Below are 20,513 nucleotides of genomic sequence, written 5' to 3'. Positions count from 1 at the left end.
CAGGCTGTCTCTCGGGTCTTTGATCGCCCGATGAGCATATTTTCAGAGCAAGGTCGCTTATCGGTCAATAGCCGAGGTACGAATGCGGGAAAATCGCCGTTTTTCTGGGCGTTGCGCCGGAAAAATGCTGCTCAGATCGGCTTTCCCGGGAAATCAGCCTGAATTGTTACCCGCACAATCCGTAGAATCGCCAGGCAAAGTCAAAGGCCGACCGCTTCACGGCCTCAGTTGCGGCGGCGTCTTCATCCACGCCCCATTGCTCGCTTTGCCAGCTTTCATCGAGGCGCGAGGCCTCCCAGGCTTGCCCGGCGTCAATCCTGCCGGAGATCAGCGCCAGCGCAAGCACCAGCGAGCCGGAGATCGCCACCAGATCGTGGAAGGCGGTGAGGCGGAAATTGTCCAGCGCGGCCACTTCGGCGGTCAGCCGGGCGAGGCTTGCCGCAGGCTGCGCCACCGGCACCACACCGGCGGTCACGGCAAGTGGCGCCTGCAGGCTGTTGGCCGCCCAGTCGAGGATCGGGTTCCAGACCTCGGCCTGGCGGGTGACAAGGGCTAGCGGGCGCTCGGCGCGGTAGCACAGCAGGTCGGTCTCTCCGTAGGCCGCGAGCATGGTCACCACGGCCTCGCGCTGCTGGCTGAGCTTGTCGATCGCCGAATTGGCCGAGCGGGTCGCCGGCATCGATTCGGGGTCGATCTTGCCCTGTTGCGCCTCCCACTCTGTGGCGATCAGGTCCGCCAGTGCCCGCGTCGGCACGATCAGCGGCGCCTTTTGCGGCGTGCGGATCGGGCGACCGTCCAGATGGACGGTGAAGCCGCCATCGGCCTCGGCAAGGCGTGTCTCTTTCCAGAACCGTTTCGGGGCCCAGGCCGACATCTCAGCGCCCTCCGAAGGTTTTGAACGGATCGGAGGGGACGTCGTCTTCCTTCCAGTCCAGGGCTTTCCAGGTGCGTTTCATATGGTCGGGCAATGGCGCCTGGAAGAGCATCTCTTTTTTGGTGATCGGATGTTCAAACCCGATGGACCGCGCATGAAGATGCAGCTTTTTCGACAGATCCCCGCCGATGCCAGCTCCCCAGCCATCGCCCGCATTTTCCATATCGCCGCCGCCATATTTTCCATCCCCCAGAATGGGATGGCCGATTTCCGCCATATGGGCGCGCAGCTGGTGGGTGCGGCCCGTCACCGGTTCCAGCGCCATCCAGCTCAGCCTTGTGCCAAGGAACCAGAGGGTGAAGTAATCGGTCTGGCTGCGTTTCGCGTCCGGGTAGTCTTTGGCCTGTGCGGGGTGAATGGCGATCATTTTCTCGCCTTCGCCGCCCCGGCCACGGCCTGGCGCCTTCATCAGGTGGAACTTGATCGAGCCCTGTTTGGGATGCGGCACGCCGGCGACCACGGCCCAGTATATCTTGCGGGTCAGCCGGTGGCGCAGCGCCTCGGACAGCGCGCGCGCGACGCGGTCGGTCCGCGCCAGCAAGAGGATCCCCGAAGTGTCTTTATCCAGCCGGTGCACCAGCTTCGGCCGGTCCTTATAGCCGTATTTCAGTGCCTCGGTCAGCCCGTCGACATGGCGGTCACCCTGGCCCGACCCCCCTTGCGAGGGCAGGCCCGGCGGCTTGTTCAGCACGATGATATGTTCGTCTTTCCACAGCACCGCGGCCTGGATCATCTTTGCATCGGCATCCGAGACGCCTTTGGTCTGTTCGCGCACCGGCGCCTCGGCGGCGGGGAGGGGGGGGACGCGGATCGTCTCGCCCGGCTGCACCCGGTCTGCCGCCTTTGCCCGCCCGCCTTCGATGCGGATCTGGCCGGTGCGGCACATCTTTTCGATATTGCCCTGGGTCAGCTGCGGAAAGCGCTTTTTCAGCCAGCGGTCCAGCCGCTGTTCGCCATCATCTTCGGTGACCTGGATCAGTTGAACGCCGCTCATGAAAGCTGCCTCGCTAAAGTAACGCCGAGGAAGACGGCGAAAAGTGAAAAGAAGACCGAAACCGCGACATAGGCCAGCGCTTCGGCGAGGCGGCCTGTCTCGATAAGTTTCAGTGTGTCGAGTGAGAAGGCGGAAAAGGTGGTGAAACCGCCGAGAAGGCCGGTCATCACCACCGGGCCGAGCAAGAGGCGCTGGCTCAGCATGACCCAGGCGAGACCGATCAGAAAGCTGCCGGTGATATTGATGGCCGCGACGGCCCAGGGCGCGCCGAAAAGGGAAATGATCAGATGGCGCAGCACAGTGCCGGCGGCCCCCCCAAGAGCGAGGGCAAAGAGGCCAGAAAAATGCATCATTTCTTCCCCCTTATCAGCGGGTTTTCTGCTGCGGGCTTTCCCTTTTGCAACATTTTATCAAATTCCGGGTCGGAGCCGGGCACCGGATCATAACCCGCGCCACCCCAGGGATGGCAGCGGCAAAGCCGATATGCGGTAAGCCAGCCGCCCTTAAGGCCGCCATGCCGTGACAGGGCGTCCATCGCATAGGCCGAGCAGGTCGGCTGAAACCGGCAGCCATGCCCGACCCAGGGGCTCAGCAGCAGCCGGTAGCCGCGCACGGGCAGCGAGACGAGGAAGGCGAGGGGGGTCATTGCCCTGCTCCGGCGGGTGGTGGCGCTGGCCCGGTCGCAGAGTCGCGCGGCGGCTTTGGCGCCCTTTCGCGATGAACCGAGGCGAAGGCGTCGCGCAGATCGCTCACCATGTCACTGAAAACGCGGGCGAGGGTTGCCTCCGGCCGCGCCACCAGAACGTAGTCCCAGCCGTCGCGACCAAGCTCGGGCAAAACGGCCCGCGCCACTTCTCGCATCCGCCGTTTGGCCCGGTTGCGCGCCACCGCATTGCCGATCTTCTTCGAAGCGGTAAAGCCGATCCGCGTGACCTGATCGCCATCGCGCCGGTCGCGGGCCTGAAGCAGGAAAGATGATGTCCCCTGACGCCGCGCCGAAGCGGCTTTCAGGAAATCTTTACGCTGCGGGATGACCACAAGCGCCGAACTGTTTGATTTGTGCAATTCCGTCACGGACTCTTCCCATCTGCGGGCAGTTGGATGTTCCAAAACGGAAACCGCCGGAGGCTTTTCGGGCTGTCCGGCAAATTGCCTCATACCCTTTGCCTCCGGCGGTGCCATTATCCGTTCCTCCGGCCCTGCAGGTGCAGGGCGGTGGCAGATCAGGCCGAAAGAACCTTGCGGCCTTTGGCGCGACGGGCAGCCAGCACGAGACGGCCGCCTTTGGTGGCCATGCGGGCGCGGAAGCCGTGGCGACGGGCGCGAACCAGCTTCGAGGGTTGATAGGTGCGCTTCATTGCGGCATTCCTTCTGCGTTTGTTGTGGCCCGGGGCCTGTTTCCAGGCCTTTCGGCCATATCTCGCGGCCTCGCGGCCATATCTCAGTCGGATGCCTGTCGCTGCTTTCCCACTGCGCCTGGACGGCGCGGGATTCGCGGACGTTGATCCTGAAGCCCGGCCTATAGGGGCAGCCAGCGCCCAAGTCAACGTATCCTGACAGGAAACCCTGCTGATCCGGCGTTGTTTTGCAGCTTTTACATGGGTCTTCCCATACTGTCCAACCTGCCCGCGATTTGCTAGATATTTTCAGGAACGGGCGGGTCATACGGATCCCCGCCGCGCACGGCCCGCCGAAATGGGGCGAAAGCCTCTGGCGGGACTGCAGCGGGCGGCAAACCGGGGCGGCAGAACAGACGGCCAGCGCGGAAGGCCAGGCCGAAGGAGGGACGGGTGACGCAGAGGCAAAGCGGGCGGCGGTTTTTGCGGACCTTGTCCGGCCGTTTCCTCATGCTGACGGTCATTTTCGTCCTTCTGGCCGATGTGCTGATCTTTGTTCCCTCGCTTGCCCGCTATCGCGCTGATTTTCTGCTGGAACGCTTACGTCAGGCGCAGATCGCGGTGCTGACACAACTGGCCTCGGACAGCGGCGTCTCGCCTGAACTCGAGGCGGAACTGCTTGCCAATGCCGGGGTCTATAACGTGGTGCTGCGGCGTGATGATATCCGTCAGCTGGTGCTGTCCTCGCCGGTGCCGGAACCGGTCCATGCCGATTACGATCTGCGGCTTTCTGGCCCCTGGGAGCTGATCCGCGATGCGCTGTCGACGCTGTTCGACGCCGAGCACCGGGTGGTGCGGGTGATTGGCAGCCCGGTCCAGGAGGGCGGCCAGCTGATCGAGATCACCATGCCGCAAGAGCCTTTGCGCAAGGCGATGCTGCTATACGCCTGGCGGCTCCTGCTGTTTTCGGCGCTGATCTCGGCGGTGATGGCGGTGCTTTTGTTCCTCGCGGCGCAGCGGCTGATCGTGCATCCGATTCGGCGCGTGGTACTGCATATGAAGGCCTATGCCGAGGCGCCCGAAGATGCGCGCACAGTGATCGAACCCTCGGCCCGGGTCGAGGAATTGCGTGAGGCCGAGGAGATGCTGGCCACCATGCAGCGTCAGCTCACCGGCGCGCTGAAACAGCGGGAACGGCTGGCGCAGCTTGGCGGCGCGGTGGCAAAGATCAGCCATGATCTGCGGAACATCCTGACCACGGCGCAGCTGTTCGCCGACCGGATTGAGGGCAGCGCCGATCCGGTCGTGGCACGCTCTGCGCCGAAACTGGTCAATTCGATCAGCCGCGCGGTGAGCCTTTGCGAGGCGACGCTGACTTTCGGTAAGGCCGAAGAGGCGCCGCCGCAGCTGACGCGTTTTCCGCTGGCCGTGCTGGTGAATGAGGTGATCGAAGGCGAGGGGCTGTCCAGTGGCGAAGAGCTGCCGCCCGCGGCCCTTGTGACCTCACTGACAGATATCGCAGCGAATCTCTCGCTTCGCGCCGATCGTGAACAGCTTTACCGCGTAATATCGAACCTGATCCGGAATGCGCGGCAGGCGATCGAGGCGACCGGCCAGGCCGGCACGATCGAGATTTCCGCCGGAGAGAGTGATTCTGAATGGTGGATCAGGGTGGGTGATACCGGCCCGGGCCTGCCGCCAAAGGCGCGCGAGCATCTTTTTGCGGCCTTCCAGGGCGGCGTGCGCAAGGGCGGCACCGGGCTTGGCCTCGCGATTTCCTCCGAGCTGGTGCGCGGCCATGGCGGCCGGATCGAGCTTTTGCACAGCGATTCCGAAGGAACGGAGTTCATGATCCACCTCCCGAAGATCGCGCTTGTCATTGATCCGCAGCAAATCGAGTGAGGCTGCATTTTGTCTCTTGCATCCCCCCGCCGCGCCCTCTAGATACCGGCCTCACAGCGGACCCATAGCTCAGCTGGATAGAGCACCAGACTACGAATCTGGGGGTCGGGCGTTCGAATCGCTCTGGGTCCGCCACTTTTCCATAGGAAAATCAGGCAGTTAAGCGAGATCGGCTCCGCCGTGCCGCTGCTACTGCTACAGTTCTGCTACAAATCAATTGGTTACTGTAGCAGGGAGTGCAGGGGACACGCCTGATTGGCAATTCGTCACATCCCGATTCGCGTGGTGCAATATTCCGCTTGGTGGTCTGATAGCTGTAGCAGGGCTGTAGCAGGCCCAGCGCTGGGCAGGTTTGGTAATGCGATGGAGGTCCGGCGGGAGCCGGGTCCGGCGAGAAACAAAAAGGGCGGCGACCCCTCACAGTCACCGCCCTTGGACCAATCCCGGCGCCGCCGGGATCAGGTGTTCGACTTCATCGCTCGTTGGGTAGCTGCCCCCATATCCGAGGCGATTTGCTTCTGCGACTTCCGGAACGAATCCGCGTTCGGCGTCGAGATGTTCATACTGATGTTGTTCGTCGTCACCGGAGCGCCCGGCTGATAGCCGCCAGCGCCAGAACCGCCACCCACAGTATTGTTCGCCGCCTGGATCGCAGCCACCTGAGCGCGAGACAGAACATGCTCTCCCGTTTGCAGGATCGCCGGAACTTCCCCCGCTTTCAGGACCGGTCCGCCGCTGTGGTAGCGCTGTGCGCCCTGATACAGCGCCGCCGGAATGGGACGATTACCGGTGGCACCGGTTACCGGCCCGCCATCGTGGAGAATGCCAGGAATGAGCATTCCCCCAAAGAGTCCCATGAAGCCCCCACCACCACCGCCGCCCGCACCGGCTGCGGCAATGCTGTTGCTCATTGTGGACGCGGCTTGCGCACCACCAGCTACAACGCCGGACTGCATGGTTGCACCGGCGGTGGTCCCGGCCACAGTCACCTGTGTTCCGGCCATAGCGCCCCCGGCTTGCATACCAGCTTGTACCTGGCCTCCGGCAGCAGCCGCGCCGGATGTCATTGCCTGCTGGATCTGCATCGCAACCTGTTGCCCGGCGGTCGTCATAGCGGTGCTGATGGTCGTTCCGGCAGTCGTTGCGCCGGTAGCCATCTGCGCCGCATCACCTACCGATGCGTCCACGATCTCATCGCCCGGCGACTTGAACAGTCCGCCCAGGATTCCACCGAGGTTGAACCCGGCTTTTTGGCCGTCTCCTCCCCCCCCATGCCCATCAGGTTGAGGAATTCTTTCGTCGCCTTGTCTGCGATCACGTCAGCGAAGATCCCGACCATGGCATCCCCGAGGGATTCCCAGTCCATCGTGCCTTTCTGCATCATGTCAGAAATGGAATCCGACAGGGACTGGAACACCTCAGTCTCGATCTGCTGCCCTGCTTCAATCCAGGAGGGGACGCCGTCCAGCCACTCTTTCAGCGGGTCGGCAGCGAGAATCTTGAGCTTCTCGTTGAGCTTTTCAGCTTCCTCTTTCTGCTTGATCAGGGAGAGCGTGGTCGCATCGACGGCGCCACCGGTCAGGCGGGCCGCTTCAATCATCAGTTGCGCAGTCTCAACGTTCTTGGTGCGTCCGGAAGCGACCAACATCAGAGCATCATTCTCGTCGTTCAACGAGTTGGTGGTATCTTTGATATTCTTGATGAGCTTCTCGTAGGACTTCTCGTCGTCCGTCTTCTTCTCTTTACTGCCTTTGCCTTTTCCCTTGCCTTTGCCGCCACCGGCGGAAGTGGAGTCCCGCACATAAAAAATATATGCCGTCATAGGGGCCGAGAGAAAACGCGATTTCTCCCTGCCAAGCCTGTCGAATTGAGTAATGTATTGATATTAAATGAATATTTCGGCAGGCAGGCCTCCCTGCCACCTCCCTGCCACCTCCCTGCCACCTCCCTGCCGACCCTGCCGCCCGCTGACGCGGGAAAACGCCGCCCGCGCCGCCAATCACTGACCAGACGCCCGATCAGCCTGCTTTGAATGCAACGCCGGTCGCTGCATTCATAATGTAGCGCACGGTCCCCGATCCCCCGCGATACTCGATGCAGGTCACTTCATATGTATTGGACTGCTCAAGTGGGCGCACATCGGTCACGCGGGCGCAGAGATGGCCGTTGAGGTTGATGACAGTTGCGACCTGTTCAAGAAGTTCGTCGGCATGTGCGGGGAGGCTGCCGATACCCATTGTCAGGGCGATAATGGCGGATAGAGCAATACGCATGGTTGTCCCGTTCAATCTGGCTGCTGTAACAGGTTGTGTGTCTCGCCGCCGCGTGTTCGATTTGTGGCGCTGCTTGGGTGAGATACTGGCGCTCGATTAGCTGAACGTCCGGCGGCGCCGGTTTCGGTCACCCGAACAGCACCTATGCAACCTGGGTTGCAATCCCGACCAGATCAGGTTGCAGTCCGGTTGCGTGGTGCATCAGTTAAGAATCATTCTCAGTTGCAGTCCATCCCGAGCGATCCATCATAATTTGATCAAATTGGGTTCAATCCGGACCTATCCAGTCGCCGCGCATAATGAGGGCGCGAGAACGCCCGAGCCAAGCGGGGAGCCCATTCTGAAACAAACAGAGAACGATTCGTTCCTGACGCCAATCGAGCGGGGCGGGCAAGTCAAGCCTTATCGACCGACCGCGGATCAACAATCGCGGCGACTGTTTCCTGATAAGTCATTGAATGGACTCGCGAATATTACGGGGCGCATGTATAAACTTAAGTAACGGGCGTTAGGTAGGTTTATACAGGAAGGCTTTGGGATGAAGATCGTCAGCTACATTCGCGTCAGCACCCAAAAACAGAACGCATCAGGCCTGGGCCTGGAAGCGCAACAAGCCGCCATTGCCTCCTATGTTGCGGCGCACGGCGCGGTGACGGTCGGTGCGTTCGTGGAAGTCGAGAGCGGTCGGAAGAACTCACGCCCGCAACTGCAAGCCGCCCTGGAATGCGCGCAACTGACCGGCGCGCGCCTGGTAATTGCCAAACTTGATAGGTTGGGCCGTAACGCTGCCTTTCTGTTGAACCTGCAAGACGCGGGCGTTGACTTCGTTGCCTGCGACAACCAGGCCGCAACGCCCTTGACCATCGGTATTATGGCGGTGGTGGCGCAGGAGGAAGCCCGCGCGATCAGTGAACGCACGAAGGCCGCACTTGCTGCCGCAAAGGCGCGCGGCACCCGCTTGGGCAACCCCAACGGCGCCGCAGCCCTGTTGCGCGCCGCACGTGGTAACGGTGCGGGTGTGGCTGCACAGCGGGCCAGCGCTGACGAACGCGCTGCCAAGCTGGCGAAGACCCTTCAAATGATCCAGGCCGAAGGCTTCACCAGCTTGCGCGCGCTGGCTGACGAACTGAAACGTCGTGGTATCAAGACCGCGCGAGGCGGCGATTGGTACGCCACCACCGTTCGCAACGTGATGCAGCGCCTGGCCGCGTGACCAGGCAGGGCTGACCAGGCCCGCCCATGGGCCGCAAAGGCCTGTAGAGCCGAAATCAGGGGGGACCCAGGCGGGGGTAACCCCCTGGTCTGGCCGGGCGCGTAGTAGCTGCCTGCACAAAAATCACCGAAATCCGGATACAGTTGCTTTCCCCGGCCAGCCCTCTCTGGCCAGAAAATTTTTTGTAGAATCGGGCCATTAGGGTTGCTGTCACCCACCTGCCTGACGGCGGCGTTACTCCGGTGGCAAGCGCGCTGCAACATAATTGGTCACAACTGTTTCCATCAGCCGGAGCATGTCTTCGGGTGTCAGCGAGATTTGATAATAATGTCCGCGCTGTTCTCCGATGAAACCTGAAATATTCAACCCTCCATCCGGGCGCGGGATAGCAGCCGCTGAGATCGGCACTGTAGTTGAAAGATCTAAAGCCTGAGAGGCTGACGCACTGATATTTAGATGTGTAATGATCATTACCTTCCTCCAAACGCCCCGATCTAGTCACCAATAAACAATCGCGTCCAGAGCCTTCCGCATCTTCGCCAGCCCCTCACGCGACTGCCCTAACGGTGTCTTATAGTTCCTCAAGGCCCTCTGGCCCGTGCTGTGACCGATCACCCCGCGCATAAGATCGTCTGACGCGTCCAGGCCCTGTAAGCGCCGGATAAGCGTATCCTTGAGGCTGTATAGGACCAGCTTCTCATGCACCAGCCCGGATCACTTCACTGAAGGCATCGCGCAAGGTGCCTTTTAGGCTTTCCAGATTCGCCAGTGAGTCTTTGATCAGTAATCCGAGGCGCTCAATGCTCTCAGAACAGCATCTTTGTTTTCAGTCTGGAAACTGTCTATCTGGTGCAGAATTATTTTTAAAGGTTCCATTTGTTGTATTGGGGAGGATTGGGTGTCGCAATTCGTGACAATAAGCATGGTTTTTGATCATAATTGAGTGCACCATGCAATATTGATTTTGACGATGTGTCACAAAGCGTGACATGTGCCATTTTGTGCGAAAAGTCACATCAATTCAGGGGGTTGATTTGGGTTTCGGGTGCGCCTAGCTCGTTGCTCATGTAGCGCAAGGAGGCTTCGAAAGATGCAAGAAATGACGAAAGATAGAGCCAGGAAGCTGGAACTGAATTCAGCATATACCTACTGCGAATCCGGCCCGATGACGGCATTTGCGCTTTTTGATATCTCGTATGCGCCGCCGCAGTTGAGGTATTCGCGGATATTAAATGCGGGGTCGGTGTTGTTTCCAATCTGTCTGTTGATGAGGCGGAAGACAATTCAGGGGATAAGATCGTCGCTGTTGCCTTTAATGCGAAGGGTGATTTGTCGCGGCTTAACACTCATGCGGCCAATCTTGCACCACACGCGGCCTTTTTCCTGATTGGGCACCGTGCCTCAACTGTGGGAGATTTTTATGAACATCTCCTCGGTGATGATCAAATGGCTTTCGATGTCGATTTTTGTGGGAACGACGTGGAGTTTCGCCGTGCGGCGCGGCTCGCTCTTACCGTGATGCGCAATAACTATGACCTGTGGCGAGACAAGGCAGATGATGCTTGGACTTATTGGGCAGGAAAGATGGGTTTCGACCCCGACGACCTGGCGTTCCTTGATTGCGACGAAGATGATGTGGACGATTGCACTGCGTCGGAAGGCGAAAATCAGGTCCCGGCCAAACCTCACCCTTTTATTCACTGAGGGGCGCATGATCCTGCATCACTACACTGCCCTCGAATACCTGCCGAAAATCATGGCCGAAGGGCTGACGAGAGGGGAGGTTCCGATGACGCGGACCTTCTGCCTCAACGCTGTTTGGTTCACCACCCAAACTTCGCCGCTTGGGCATGAACTGACAGATGGCCGTCCCCTGACTTTGCAGGAGAAGGCCCTGCTTGGTCTGCCGCCCGATAGCCCGCACCGTTTCCCCAACAAACGTGCTGTACGGATCACCGTTGATCTGCCACCGGATGCTGTCACCGAGTGGATACCGTGGGCGCGCGGGCGTATCGACCGGGAATGGCTGCGGGTGGTCAACAAGAGCGGCGGGGGAATGGTCAAGGCTAGGTCGTGGTACATGTCCTTCAATCCAATCAGCCCGGACCTGTTCCTGAGCGTTGATATGCTGACGGAAAGCTCTGCCGGGCGCGTCGTGCACTAATCAGGATTCTTATGCTCGTGAAATCGGCAACCGCCAGATTGTTCATCAGTTCTGGCGGTTGCTCAATGTCGCAAGTTCTTGGATAACGGCACCACACCGGCGGTAGCCGGGGCCTGTTGCGGTACTTCACCCTCTACTTGACTGCTGACAGAATCCACTCTGGCACGAACACCTCATTATTTGCCGTCATGGCTGTGGTGGTGTCTCCGAGAAGGCTTCCCGTAAAGCGCGGTGCGATCCTCTCACCCGAACCATAACGCGTTACCGCATCATAGAACTCTCGCATCAATGCGATTGGGTTCTCTCCGGCTTCTTCGCCGACCACGAAGCGGCACCCGATGTCTTTCAGCGCCCGCGCCTCGATCTGGAACAACGCCTGATCTGCGTCGAAAAAGACGACTGTTGTGGCATCTGTGTCCATGATCCTGCCGACAAGCCAAGCTGTCCTGGGAGCAGCAGCGGCGGTTGTGTTACCAGGGAACTCTGTCACGTCCACCCAGAGTTCCGCGTCGCGCTCCTCTGCCGTTACCCTGACCCCTTCTGCCCACGGCGCGGCTGCGACAAAGGTGGCGATGTCCGAAGCACTAACTGACGTTGGGGGAGCAGTCTCATTCTTGGCAACGAACATCTGTCCGGGGCAGGGATCGGCCAGAGCCGCGCCACCGAAGGTTGTTGCGATTATAGCGGCGGTAGACGTGGAGATCGTGGATTTCTTCAACATGTATGTGCCTTGATCGCTTTCACTGTGCAGCGGTGACAGCCGTATGGGGCGAGAGTATGCCGTCAAAACGGCAACCACCTGACGGGAGCAATGGGTGCCGGTCACGAAATATCTGGTTCAGGCTATGCAAACCTCAGCGAGGGCCTTACGGTAACGCCAAAAATGCTAAGGTGATACAATGAGCCACGAGATTATTCGCCGCGTCAACAAAACTGACGATGCCACTGTGGTTTCAGTTTTTGAGAGAATTTGCAAGATATTAAGTGAGACGCCCCCAAATATATACTATTCATATATTCCGGGTGTCAATTTGTCACCCGCAGATATAGATAGAAAGAAGCTGAAAGGGCGCTTCAATTTCACTGATGCTAAGCTCTCGATTAAGTTGGATAGCGAGAGAAGTATCACGATCAATTTCAGGCGGCAAATAGTCGCCTATCAAGGTTCTATTGTGCCGTCCGCGAAGTTTGACGAATTTGTTCTTCGTTTTGGACAAAACTCTGGGAACTGGGCATCCCGGAATGCAGAGGTTCAGCAAGTATTTGACATTGTGGGAGGATCAGACGCCGATCCCACCTATGATGAGGCATCCGAGAACTCAGATGCATTTCGAGCAGTTATCGACGGATTCTCAGCAACTCATAGACAAATGCTGGACACACTTGATGAGCGTATCAAGCTGGCAGATGAAAGACGGGTTGAGGCGGATGACCTAGCCAGCGAGCGCGAGGCGTCGAGACGGGATGAACATCGTCTTGTGCTGGAACAGATTGAAGCTGAGCGCGCCAAACTGTCGCTGCAATCCCACATGGCCGAACGGCGACGGTTATTGGAAACGCTGTCTCAAACCGCACGAGAGCAAGCCGCTGCCAGCCAACTCCCTCGCGGCGCTAATGCGATGCGTTGGGGCGTCTTCTTTGCCTCTCTGGCAGTGTCCGGCGTAGCCGGAGCGCTATCCTTTCAGAGCTTCGCCGCGCTGAGCGCGGATAGCACCCATACAGCTATCGACTGGATTCTTTTAACTCGTGGCATCATCGGTAGTGTGGTCGCTGTCGGTGCCGCTGTATATGCCGCAGGGTGGCTCAAGTCGTTCTATGAGGCTGACGCCAAGGCTGCGCGCGATCTCCAACAGTTCAACTATGACCTGAGCCGTGCAAGCTGGATCATCGAGACCGTGCTAGAGGTCCAGCACGAGAAGAAAGGCGAAGTTCCTCGCGAATGGATTGAGGGTGTCACGCACGGCCTGTTCGACCGCGCGCAGCCTGGAGCTTCCCCGGACGAGGGAGCGCAGGCCCTTGGTGCGCTGCTAGGGTTTGCGGGTTCCGCTTCCTTCGGTCCAGAAGGGGCAAGAATAGATGTCGGACGGAATGGAGCACGGCGGCTTGCCAAGGCAATCAAGTCAGGCGAGGCTGGAGAGTGATGCACATAAATGCCTTGGAGCATCCCGCAAGTATGGCAGATAGATTTGAGTATCGACGGGGGCTACTGAGTTCCTGAGTCCGTGTCATACCCGTGCCTTCTGTGGTGCAGGTACCGAGGTTGTGGGCCATGTCCATATTCACCACGGCAACATTGCAATGGTGAGTGATGAACAGGAACAACCCGCAAGCCTTGTGCGGGAGCGGCCACGATTCCGAGAAGCAGAGACTTGATCGGATTTTGAAATCGTGGCAGCACAGATGAAGGCAAAATTTAATGAAGGCAGTGGGATGTCTAAAATTTCAACCGCGACAGGGTTTTTGCTTACTAAGATTGTTTTCTTCTGTGTCGTAGTGTCATTGATCTCGTCGTTCGCAGTTGCGTACGGCTTTTATGCATTCATGTCGGAATCAGTTTTTTACTCAAATGAATCATGCTACGAGGCTAAAAAATTCCAGTTCTGCTATTTTGGCGAAGCTAAGGTGTGGTCGGACTCTTCATATCTTCAAACAATAACTGGATTCTACAGTTCGGTCATAACCGTTCTGATCGGGATAATTGCTATCGTAGCAACGGTCGGCGCATACACGATTAAGTCTAGCTTGAAGGCGCAAGCTGAGCAGGAATTGCCAACCCTTATTGATGGATACTTTCGTCAGGTCGATGGTCATAAGAAAATTATTGATGCGGCTTCTGCTCAAGTTGATATAGTGACGCAAGATGTTCGTGCACTTCTGAATAACCTTCCTATACCAGAGCGTGGTGAGTTTATCTCGATGGTCAATGCCATTGAGCGCAGGTTAGAGGCGTTAGAAGTTCGAATTCTGGAAGAAGAGGAGCAATGAAATGAGGCCAACTCCCCCCGGATATCAGTCAAAACTTCCGAAGATGCTTTCATCTGCCTTGGATACGGCAGAGAGAGTTCTGGAATATTGCAAGAATCATGACTTGCTAACAGATTACGATGCGGCAAATATTGAAGATTTAATTGCAAGGGATGAAGCGTTAAGTCTGGTATATGTCGATCTTCAAGATAAAGATGCCTACATAAAGTGTAATTCGGATGAAGATTTTGAAATAGGGATAAATAAGAGGCATCATCGCAATAGGCAGAGGTTTTCTATGGCGCATGAGTACGGTCATTATCAGTTGCATCGTTCTGATATTAAAAGAATGGCTGTCGGTGAGAGGATCTTGCATCGTGATGGGGAAATAAATCCTGTAGAACGACAGGCGAATAATTTCGCTGCCAATCTGCTTATGCCTGAGGCGAGTGTGAGGAAAGCATTGAAGGCGGCTAGCAATGATGTAGCGACCGCTGCGAAGCTCCTGCAAGTTTCAATTGCCGCGCTTGATTTTCGCCTTGCCAACCTTGGATTGAATAATGGAAAATAAGTATCATTTAATCCTCAAGACGGGGCAGGCCGAAATAAAAGCCTTCAAGAATCTAACGGCTGACCAGAGATTTGGTATCGTTCCGATTGTCGAATTGACTCGTGGAAGAAAGAACCATCCTAGCACTTTTGCCAAAACAAGGCAGGAGTATAATTTTGTCTCGATTCAGTCCTTTGTCGGTGCTGAAATTTCAGATGCGCAGGAGTTTTTTCTCGATGTGACCCGTGTTAATGATTTGTCTTCTGCTCAAACAAATAACTTGAGGGATTGGAGAGGGGGATACAGGAACTGGGTGGATTTTGTCACAAATATACAGGTGAATAAGCGTGGATGTGCGCCCATAATTCAAGTTAACCCTCCAGACGGGCAGTCTTGGGACGATTATGCTGCATCGCTTTGCAATCAGTTTGATGCGCTTGCGAGTAAATGTCAAGTTATTGGATATCGAGCGTCCGCTAAAACTGATAGCTCATTTGATGCTGACTTGATCGCACTACAAGATAGAATTGAGAGCCACACAAGAAATGGTGGGATCGTTAAATTTTTTCTCGATTACGACTACATTCGCCCTGGAACCGGAGATCTTCACGCGGTCGAGGCCGCAAAGATACTCGATGCGGTTTTTGATATTGTTCCTCAGGTTGTTCCTGTTGTGGTTTCAACTTCCTTTCCAAGTTCAGTCACAGATATTGGTGGCGAAGATAGCGGTCAATTCAGTGAAGAGGAGGTTGTCCTTCATGCAGCAGTCTCGCGACAAGTTCACAACAAGTTTTCAAATGTTATTTTTGGTGATTATGGTTCGATAAACCCGACGCGAAATGACGCAGTTACCGGAGCAAACGGTTGGCGTCCGAGGATTGACTATCCATTCGCAGGTGATGCGGTATTTTATCACCGAGAAAAGCGCCTTTCAAAAGGGAAAGGAAGTGATAAGCAGTATCTCACCACCTACTCTCACCACTATAGAAGCGTCGCTAGCAAGGTTGTATCTGACGACAGGTTCATAAATGATAATTTGAGCAGAGACGCTACATCTTGGGGTGTTCGGGAAATACGATCTGCGGCAGGTGGACAGGTTAATTCATCGAGTCCATCTCACTGGATTTCGGTGCGCATGAATATTCATATACAACAGCAGTTGAAGCGACTGAAATTATATAGCGGCGCTTCGGATTTTGACGACTTATTGTGATATTGGTCAGGGTTTATAGGGGCGGAGATATCTCTGAACTTCCGCCCCTTTCAAGGAATCTGATCTGTGGTCCTTTGCGCAAGATAGGCCGGAGTTTTACTTTTCACTTTATCAGTAGTGATACCGAAGCTGCGCAATCTCAAGCGCTTGCGCCTGATCCTTCCCGGCCACCCTGTAAACCATCCGATGTTCGCTGGTGATCCGTCGCGACCACCAGCCGGACAGATCACCTTTGAGCGGTTCGGGCTTTCCGGTCCCTTTGAAGGGGGAGCGCTGGGCTTCTTTAATCAAGTCGTTGATGCGCTGAAATAGCTTCGCATCGGTCTGCCGCCAGTGATGATAGTCATCCCAGGCAGCATCAGAGAATGTCAGCCTCATCTTCGATCAGTTCTCGCTCAGTTCCCCGCCCAGCATCCAGTTGGGCGATAGATTCCCGGAGGCGGAGAGCATTCGCGGGTGACGAAAGCAGGTGCAAGGTCTCTTGAATCGAGTCCCATTCCTCTTTGCTGACGACCACGACTGCCTCTTGCCCCGTGCGGGTAATCACGGTTTCGGTTTTGTCATGGATGACGTTATCCATGACGGTTTTCAGATGCTTGCGAGCATCCGTGTAGGTCATGATGTTCATATCGTGCTGTTTCGGATCTATATTGATGCTCATATATTCTGGCCTCAATATGTACCATATTCTGTACAAGTCAAGGGGCCGGATCTTCCTCACCATTGGCTTGCGCCACGGCCAGCGCCTTCTGGACTTCCAGCATCTGTATGGTTCCCGGATCGGATGCCGCCAGCGCCTTCTGGCGGGCGTCCTCAGCATCATCGTTGAGCATATGGTGCCAAACCTCCAGATATTTGCCCGCTACCGCAGGTGCGAGGTGCGCATACACTTGCTGCGTTACCAGCGTTGACGAATGGCCCAGCAACTTGCTGACCGCTTCCAGCGGCACCCCCTTGTTCAACATGGCCGTGGCGATGGTTTTCCGCAGGGCGTGGGCGCCAAGCGGCTTTCGCCGGACCCGTTCCCAAACATCGCGTTGATGCTCTTTCCTGACAGGCGCTCCGGCATCCTTCGGGGCTGGGAACACATAGGTGTTCGACCGGCGGGGTAGGGCGCTCAGAAACTGGACGACATGGGGAGGGAGGCCAAAAACCTTATCTTCATCGGTCTTGTACCGATCCGCCGGGATCGTCCATGTCCCCGCCGTCAGGTTCAGATCGGCCCAGCGCAGTTCCCGCGCCTCGATACCGCGCGCCGGGACCATCATCAGAAACCGGATCAGCGCCACACCGACAGGGTACTTGTCCTGCACCGCCGTCAGGCGGTCTGAGAGGGTGTCCACGTCCTCCAGGGTGAATATGTCCAGCCGCCGCTTCGCGGTGCTTTTCTCGATACCTTCCAGCGGGTTTCCGGTCATCAGCCCGCGCTTCCGGGCGATGGTGAAAAACTTCGACAGATAGGCGATCCAGCGGTTGACCGTGGCGGCGGCGAATGGTGCGTCCTGCACCTTTCCGTTCGGGCTGGACCAGGTGCCGCTGATCTTTTTGTTATACCAGTCTTGGAGCGCGTCATGCGTCAGGCGGCTGATCTTCTTCTTGCCGAGATCCGGGCCGATATGGTTCTTCCAGGCTGACCGGATGTTGTCCGCGTGTTCTTCGCCGCCGCTGGTCGAATAGGCTTCATCCCAAATCCCGAACAGATCGGCCAGAGTCTCGACAGTCGGATTCGTGTCGTCAGAAACCAGCTTGCGCGCCCGGTTTCGCGCCTCGTCAACGCTGATCGAACCGACAGGGGCGATGGTGACTTGCTTCCGCTTCCCGTCACGCCCGGACCAGCGCGCGGTGTAGGTCTTTGACGTGGGGGTCAGCCGCACCACCAGTTGCGCCATCTCCGCGTCTACGATCCACTGTCCATCCCGTTCAAGCGAGAGCCTTTCGACCGCTGCTTTTGTCAATCTGATCCGCGTTGCCATTCGTCCGATCCTACCCGCCGCCTGCTACAATGCTGCTACAGTTGCTGTAGCAGAATCCGGTCTAGCCGCAGAATCGGCCTGCTACAATGGCTTACGGAATGTGAAAATGAATCGTTATAAAACAGTAGTTTGTAAAGCCTGCCCCCTTCTTTCGAAATGTCACATCTTGACGGGGTTTTGACCATGCCTCGAAACTACGAATCTGGGGGTCGGGCGTTCGAATCGCTCTGGGTCCGCCATAAAATTCATGTAAACTCCAGGCAAAACTGCCTTTTGCGTCACGAAATTGCCTCGTGGCGTGGTTTGGCGTGTCTGGCCTTCGGTTCAGTGCCGTTGTGGCGAGAGGCGTTCCCCCGTCACAGGCGATATGCTCACGCAGGCCCTTCCCGAACCACCGCGAGGCTACCCGCCTGTTGCAATCTGGCCTGATCGCGCCCGAAGAAATGGAGCATAAGTTTCTCCATGAGATCCACGCCAACGAGATCGTGCTGCTGGCCTACTACATCGCTGCGATCAACATTGAGGCGGTCTATCATGGGTTGCAGGGCGGCGAATATGTGCCCTTCGAGGGTATCTGCCTGACCGACACCTTCCAGATGTATGAAAGCGACGATCTGATCTCGCATTACATGCCCGACAACTCGGAACGACGGAAGCGGCAGAAGGCGACGGACATTCGGGTGATTGTGGGCAACCCGCCTTATTCGGCGGGTCAAAGAAGTGAAGACGACAATGCTAAGAACGTCGAATACCCAACCCTTGATGCGAGGATCTCAGAAACCTACGGCGCTCGCTCAAAGGCAACGCTGCAAAGGTTCCTTTATGACAGCTATATAAGAGCAATCCGTTGGGCATCTGACCGTATCGGCGATGCGGGGGTAATGGCCTATGTAAGCAACGCGGGCTGGGTCGACGGAAATGCTGCAGATGGCATGCGGGTTTGTCTAAAAGAAGAGTTTTCGGACCACTTTGTTTTCCACTTGCGGGGAAACGCCCGCACGTCTGGTGAACAGCGCCGCAAGGAAAAGGGAAACGTCTTTGGGGAAGGAACTCGAACTCCTGTATCAATCAGCATTTTCGTTAAGAACCCTGACGCCGCCGAACATGGCCGCGTTCATTTTCACGACATCGGTGATTACTTAGATCAAAAAAAACTGAATCTTATCAGGAGCTTTTCCAGTATTGGCGGAATTTCCAAAGCAAATGCTTGGTCTACCATCACACCGGACAAACAACATGACTGGATCAACCAGCGTGACAGCAGCTTTGAAAAATACATCAGCGTTGGCGACAAGAAGGACAAGACTGAAGTAACGTTATTTGAGAATTACTCGCTTGGCGTGGTCACAAATCGGGACAGCTGGTGTTTCAACTTAAGCAGAGCAGATCTGCTTTCAAACGTCACCCGCCTGATCAACTTCTACGAGGTTGGGCGAGCGCGGTTACATTCAAGCGGGTTACTTTACAACGTCGAGGATCTTGAGGATGTCTTATCGATTGATCCGAAAGAAATAGCTTGGACGCGAAGCCTGAAATCCGATCTTCGGCGCAACAAGCCGCTTAGTGTCGGCGAAGGTGTGCTCACGAAGGCGACCTATCGACCCTTTAGTCCTCAATGGATATTTTTTGGCCGCCGCCTCAATGAGGTGGTATATCAAATGCCCAAAATCTTCCCTGACGATAGCGTATTGAATCGGGCAATCATGGTTAAGGGAAACTGGCGGGGTGATGGCCAACTGGCACCGATGATTGATCGCGTTGTGTGTCTTCAACCTGACGGTGGGGCTCAGTGCTTTCCCCTGAACTTGTATGAGCAAACATCGGACGCGGATTCTTCAGATGATCTATTCTCGCAGAATGATATGGAAGGCGGTCTTCAGAGACGCGATGGCATAACAGACGCTGGCCTGAAGCAATTCAAAGACGCCTATGTCGGTGAGACGGTCACCAAAGAAGACTTGTTCTGCTACGTCTACGGCCTGCCTCACTCCGAGGAATACCGCGCGAAATATGCCGATAACCTGTCCAAGGAACTTCCTCGCATCCCACGCGTGAAAACCGCCGCTGACTTCTGGGCATTCAGCCGCGCTGGCCGCGAACTCGGCGACTTGCACGTAAACTACGAAACGGTCGAACCCTACAAGGTCACGATCAAGCAAGGCGACCTGCGCCTGGCCGACATCAAGAACCCCGAAGCCTTCTACCCCGTCACGAAATGGGCTTTCGGCAAGGCGGGCAAGGGAAAGGACAAGACCACCGTCATCTACAACGCCAACATAACCATGCAGGATATCCCACTGGAGGCTTACGACTACGTCGTGAACGGCAAGCCCGCGCTGGAGTGGGTGATCGAACGCCAGGTGGTCAAGACCGACAAGGACAGCGGCATCGAAAACGACGCCAACCGCTATGCCGTCGAGACGATGAACAACCCCGCCTACCCGCTGGAACTCTTCCAACGCGTCGTCACCGTCAGCCTGCGAACCATGGAAATCGTCCGCAGCCTGCCGAAGCTGGAGGTGATGTGATGCGGCTGCCGATCCTGCTGCTGGCCCTGACGCTCGTTTCGCCCGCACTAGGCCAAGATTTTTCCTGCCGGATCGGCACGCAGCCAGCTTGCCTCGACTATGGGGACAAGGTCTGTTCGAGCAGCGGTATGTGCGTCGACCAGAACGCCGCCTGTTTCGACAAGTATCAATGCAACTACGAGGGGTTCACCTGCAAATCGAACGTCACGGAATGTGCCGAGGCCCATGCTGCACTGCTGGGAAAGCACAATGAGCTGGTCGACGATTTCAACGAAAACCTCGAGTTGGCGAGAGGGATGGCCACGAGGCTAGATGAAATCGAGACCTGCTTGCTATACGCAGGAAACCTTGACGATGCGAAGTCATGTGGACGGTAGATTTTGGACTGGTCGCCTCCGTCAACGAGGCTAGCTGCTCGCGCCCAACTTAAGACCCTTACCTGTCTGCCGCTCGCTGGAAGACCGCCAA

General features: G+C 56.8%; 24 protein-coding genes and 1 tRNA gene. 11 read left to right on the top strand and 14 right to left on the bottom strand.

Features of this window, described 5'->3' with window-relative positions; translation table 11 throughout:
* Positions 1–166 precede the first annotated feature (166 nt).
* From M3484_RS22530 to rpmH, 6 genes are all read right to left on the bottom strand, one after another.
* A complete protein-coding gene (locus M3484_RS22530) occupies positions 167–874 on the bottom strand; it encodes an ATP12 family chaperone protein (RefSeq protein ID WP_249499346.1) in 708 nt (235 codons plus the stop codon).
* A 1-nt stretch (position 875) separates the two neighbouring features.
* On the bottom strand, positions 876–1,928 hold the full coding sequence (locus M3484_RS22525; RefSeq protein WP_249499345.1) for an RluA family pseudouridine synthase: 1,053 nt from the start codon (positions 1,926–1,928) through the stop codon (positions 876–878).
* Positions 1,925–2,281: a fluoride efflux transporter FluC gene (locus M3484_RS22520; protein WP_249499344.1), complete on the bottom strand. Its 357-nt coding sequence runs from the start codon at positions 2,279–2,281 to the stop codon at positions 1,925–1,927. The genes M3484_RS22525 and M3484_RS22520 overlap by 4 nt, the downstream gene beginning before the upstream one ends.
* Positions 2,278–2,574 (bottom strand): membrane protein insertion efficiency factor YidD, encoded by a 297-nt coding sequence (gene yidD / locus M3484_RS22515; RefSeq protein ID WP_249499343.1) that lies wholly within the window; start codon positions 2,572–2,574, stop codon positions 2,278–2,280. Before yidD ends, M3484_RS22520 begins: the two co-directional genes overlap by 4 nt.
* Entirely contained in the window at positions 2,571–3,002 is a 432-nt protein-coding gene (rnpA, locus tag M3484_RS22510) for a ribonuclease P protein component (RefSeq protein ID WP_249499342.1), read from the bottom strand. The genes yidD and rnpA overlap by 4 nt, the downstream gene beginning before the upstream one ends.
* Before the next feature lie 149 nt (positions 3,003–3,151).
* Entirely contained in the window at positions 3,152–3,286 is a 135-nt protein-coding gene (gene rpmH / locus M3484_RS22505) for a 50S ribosomal protein L34 (RefSeq protein WP_092895917.1), read from the bottom strand.
* A gap of 432 nt (positions 3,287–3,718) precedes the next feature.
* Here rpmH and M3484_RS23855 point away from each other — a divergent pair, with 432 nt between their 5' ends.
* Entirely contained in the window at positions 3,719–5,167 is a 1,449-nt protein-coding gene (locus M3484_RS23855; protein ID WP_249499341.1) for a sensor histidine kinase, read from the top strand.
* Between the two features lie 58 nt (positions 5,168–5,225).
* A tRNA-Arg gene (locus tag M3484_RS22495) sits at positions 5,226–5,302 on the top strand.
* A gap of 323 nt (positions 5,303–5,625) precedes the next feature.
* Here M3484_RS22495 and M3484_RS22490 read toward each other — a convergent pair.
* The 3 genes from M3484_RS22490 to M3484_RS22480 all read right to left on the bottom strand — a co-directional run bounded on the left by M3484_RS22490 (position 5,626) and on the right by M3484_RS22480 (position 7,440).
* A complete protein-coding gene (locus M3484_RS22490) occupies positions 5,626–6,354 on the bottom strand; it encodes a hypothetical protein (protein ID WP_249499340.1) in 729 nt (242 codons plus the stop codon).
* The gene (locus tag M3484_RS22485) at positions 6,339–6,989 is read right to left on the bottom strand and encodes a phage tail tape measure C-terminal domain-containing protein (RefSeq protein WP_249499339.1); all 651 of its coding nucleotides are present in this window, start codon (positions 6,987–6,989) and stop codon (positions 6,339–6,341) included. The genes M3484_RS22490 and M3484_RS22485 overlap by 16 nt, the downstream gene beginning before the upstream one ends.
* A 196-nt stretch (positions 6,990–7,185) precedes the next feature.
* Positions 7,186–7,440: a hypothetical protein gene (locus tag M3484_RS22480; RefSeq protein WP_249499338.1), complete on the bottom strand. Its 255-nt coding sequence runs from the start codon at positions 7,438–7,440 to the stop codon at positions 7,186–7,188.
* A gap of 538 nt (positions 7,441–7,978) precedes the next feature.
* Between M3484_RS22480 and M3484_RS22475 the strand changes: the two genes are divergently transcribed.
* On the top strand, positions 7,979–8,653 hold the full coding sequence (locus M3484_RS22475; protein WP_249499337.1) for a recombinase family protein: 675 nt from the start codon (positions 7,979–7,981) through the stop codon (positions 8,651–8,653).
* A 234-nt stretch (positions 8,654–8,887) separates the two neighbouring features.
* Here the strand turns inward: M3484_RS22475 and M3484_RS22470 are convergent, their stop codons facing one another.
* Entirely contained in the window at positions 8,888–9,124 is a 237-nt protein-coding gene (locus tag M3484_RS22470) for a hypothetical protein (protein ID WP_249499336.1), read from the bottom strand.
* Between the two features lie 858 nt (positions 9,125–9,982).
* On the opposite strand from M3484_RS22470, the gene M3484_RS22465 reads away from it, so the two are divergent.
* Entirely contained in the window at positions 9,983–10,357 is a 375-nt protein-coding gene (locus tag M3484_RS22465; RefSeq protein ID WP_249499335.1) for a hypothetical protein, read from the top strand.
* A gap of 7 nt (positions 10,358–10,364) precedes the next feature.
* Entirely contained in the window at positions 10,365–10,817 is a 453-nt protein-coding gene (locus M3484_RS22460; protein ID WP_249499334.1) for a hypothetical protein, read from the top strand.
* A 133-nt stretch (positions 10,818–10,950) separates the two neighbouring features.
* Here the strand turns inward: M3484_RS22460 and M3484_RS22455 are convergent, their stop codons facing one another.
* The gene (locus M3484_RS22455; RefSeq protein WP_249499333.1) at positions 10,951–11,538 is read right to left on the bottom strand and encodes a hypothetical protein; all 588 of its coding nucleotides are present in this window, start codon (positions 11,536–11,538) and stop codon (positions 10,951–10,953) included.
* A gap of 178 nt (positions 11,539–11,716) precedes the next feature.
* On the opposite strand from M3484_RS22455, the gene M3484_RS22450 reads away from it, so the two are divergent.
* The 4 genes from M3484_RS22450 (at position 11,717) to M3484_RS22435 (ending at position 15,544) form a co-directional block, all read left to right on the top strand.
* Positions 11,717–12,958, top strand: a complete 1,242-nt coding sequence (locus M3484_RS22450; protein WP_249499332.1) for a hypothetical protein — start codon at positions 11,717–11,719, stop codon at positions 12,956–12,958.
* A gap of 247 nt (positions 12,959–13,205) precedes the next feature.
* Positions 13,206–13,802: a hypothetical protein gene (locus M3484_RS22445; protein WP_249499331.1), complete on the top strand. Its 597-nt coding sequence runs from the start codon at positions 13,206–13,208 to the stop codon at positions 13,800–13,802.
* A 1-nt stretch (position 13,803) separates the two neighbouring features.
* Positions 13,804–14,352, top strand: a complete 549-nt coding sequence (locus M3484_RS22440; protein WP_249499330.1) for an ImmA/IrrE family metallo-endopeptidase — start codon at positions 13,804–13,806, stop codon at positions 14,350–14,352.
* Positions 14,342–15,544, top strand: a complete 1,203-nt coding sequence (locus tag M3484_RS22435; protein ID WP_249499329.1) for a beta family protein — start codon at positions 14,342–14,344, stop codon at positions 15,542–15,544. The genes M3484_RS22440 and M3484_RS22435 overlap by 11 nt, the downstream gene beginning before the upstream one ends.
* Positions 15,545–15,655: 111 nt before the next feature.
* On the opposite strand, the gene M3484_RS22430 is transcribed toward M3484_RS22435, so the two are convergent.
* From M3484_RS22430 to M3484_RS22420, 3 genes are read right to left on the bottom strand one after another with little or no spacing between them, the layout of a single operon-like run.
* Positions 15,656–15,922, bottom strand: a complete 267-nt coding sequence (locus M3484_RS22430; RefSeq protein WP_249499328.1) for a Txe/YoeB family addiction module toxin — start codon at positions 15,920–15,922, stop codon at positions 15,656–15,658.
* The gene (locus M3484_RS22425; RefSeq protein WP_249499327.1) at positions 15,903–16,205 is read right to left on the bottom strand and encodes a type II toxin-antitoxin system Phd/YefM family antitoxin; all 303 of its coding nucleotides are present in this window, start codon (positions 16,203–16,205) and stop codon (positions 15,903–15,905) included. Before M3484_RS22425 ends, M3484_RS22430 begins: the two co-directional genes overlap by 20 nt.
* Before the next feature lie 37 nt (positions 16,206–16,242).
* Positions 16,243–17,517: a site-specific integrase gene (locus M3484_RS22420; protein ID WP_249499326.1), complete on the bottom strand. Its 1,275-nt coding sequence runs from the start codon at positions 17,515–17,517 to the stop codon at positions 16,243–16,245.
* A 413-nt stretch (positions 17,518–17,930) separates the two neighbouring features.
* Between M3484_RS22420 and M3484_RS22415 the strand changes: the two genes are divergently transcribed.
* Both M3484_RS22415 and M3484_RS22410 read left to right on the top strand, forming a co-directional pair.
* Positions 17,931–20,045 (top strand): type ISP restriction/modification enzyme, encoded by a 2,115-nt coding sequence (locus tag M3484_RS22415; RefSeq protein WP_249499325.1) that lies wholly within the window; start codon positions 17,931–17,933, stop codon positions 20,043–20,045.
* Positions 20,045–20,422, top strand: coding sequence for a hypothetical protein (locus M3484_RS22410; RefSeq protein WP_249499324.1), 378 nt, complete (start codon positions 20,045–20,047; stop codon positions 20,420–20,422). The genes M3484_RS22415 and M3484_RS22410 overlap by 1 nt, the downstream gene beginning before the upstream one ends.
* Positions 20,423–20,513: the final 91 nt, after the last annotated feature.

Origin of the sequence: Pseudomonas sp. GX19020 (assembly GCF_023371075.1) — a bacterium.
Lineage (GTDB): Bacteria > Pseudomonadota > Alphaproteobacteria > Rhodobacterales > Rhodobacteraceae > Pseudogemmobacter.
This window is presented reverse-complemented; position numbering and strand designations above follow the sequence as displayed.

Coding starts and splice junctions, on each gene's coding strand:
- M3484_RS22530 (WP_249499346.1), bottom strand. CDS start 874: ATGTCGGCCTGGGCCCCGAAACGGTTCTGGAAAGAGACACGCCTTGCC.
- M3484_RS22525 (WP_249499345.1), bottom strand. CDS start 1,928: ATGAGCGGCGTTCAACTGATCCAGGTCACCGAAGATGATGGCGAACAG.
- M3484_RS22520 (WP_249499344.1), bottom strand. CDS start 2,281: ATGATGCATTTTTCTGGCCTCTTTGCCCTCGCTCTTGGGGGGGCCGCC.
- yidD (WP_249499343.1), bottom strand. CDS start 2,574: ATGACCCCCCTCGCCTTCCTCGTCTCGCTGCCCGTGCGCGGCTACCGG.
- rpmH (WP_092895917.1), bottom strand. CDS start 3,286: ATGAAGCGCACCTATCAACCCTCGAAGCTGGTTCGCGCCCGTCGCCAC.
- M3484_RS22485 (WP_249499339.1), bottom strand. CDS start 6,989: ATGACGGCATATATTTTTTATGTGCGGGACTCCACTTCCGCCGGTGGC.
- M3484_RS22480 (WP_249499338.1), bottom strand. CDS start 7,440: ATGCGTATTGCTCTATCCGCCATTATCGCCCTGACAATGGGTATCGGC.
- M3484_RS22475 (WP_249499337.1), top strand. CDS start 7,979: ATGAAGATCGTCAGCTACATTCGCGTCAGCACCCAAAAACAGAACGCA.
- M3484_RS22470 (WP_249499336.1), bottom strand. CDS start 9,124: ATGATCATTACACATCTAAATATCAGTGCGTCAGCCTCTCAGGCTTTA.
- M3484_RS22460 (WP_249499334.1), top strand. CDS start 10,365: ATGATCCTGCATCACTACACTGCCCTCGAATACCTGCCGAAAATCATG.
- M3484_RS22455 (WP_249499333.1), bottom strand. CDS start 11,538: ATGTTGAAGAAATCCACGATCTCCACGTCTACCGCCGCTATAATCGCA.
- M3484_RS22450 (WP_249499332.1), top strand. CDS start 11,717: ATGAGCCACGAGATTATTCGCCGCGTCAACAAAACTGACGATGCCACT.
- M3484_RS22440 (WP_249499330.1), top strand. CDS start 13,804: ATGAGGCCAACTCCCCCCGGATATCAGTCAAAACTTCCGAAGATGCTT.
- M3484_RS22435 (WP_249499329.1), top strand. CDS start 14,342: ATGGAAAATAAGTATCATTTAATCCTCAAGACGGGGCAGGCCGAAATA.
- M3484_RS22430 (WP_249499328.1), bottom strand. CDS start 15,922: ATGAGGCTGACATTCTCTGATGCTGCCTGGGATGACTATCATCACTGG.
- M3484_RS22425 (WP_249499327.1), bottom strand. CDS start 16,205: ATGAGCATCAATATAGATCCGAAACAGCACGATATGAACATCATGACC.
- M3484_RS22420 (WP_249499326.1), bottom strand. CDS start 17,517: ATGGCAACGCGGATCAGATTGACAAAAGCAGCGGTCGAAAGGCTCTCG.
- M3484_RS22410 (WP_249499324.1), top strand. CDS start 20,045: ATGCGGCTGCCGATCCTGCTGCTGGCCCTGACGCTCGTTTCGCCCGCA.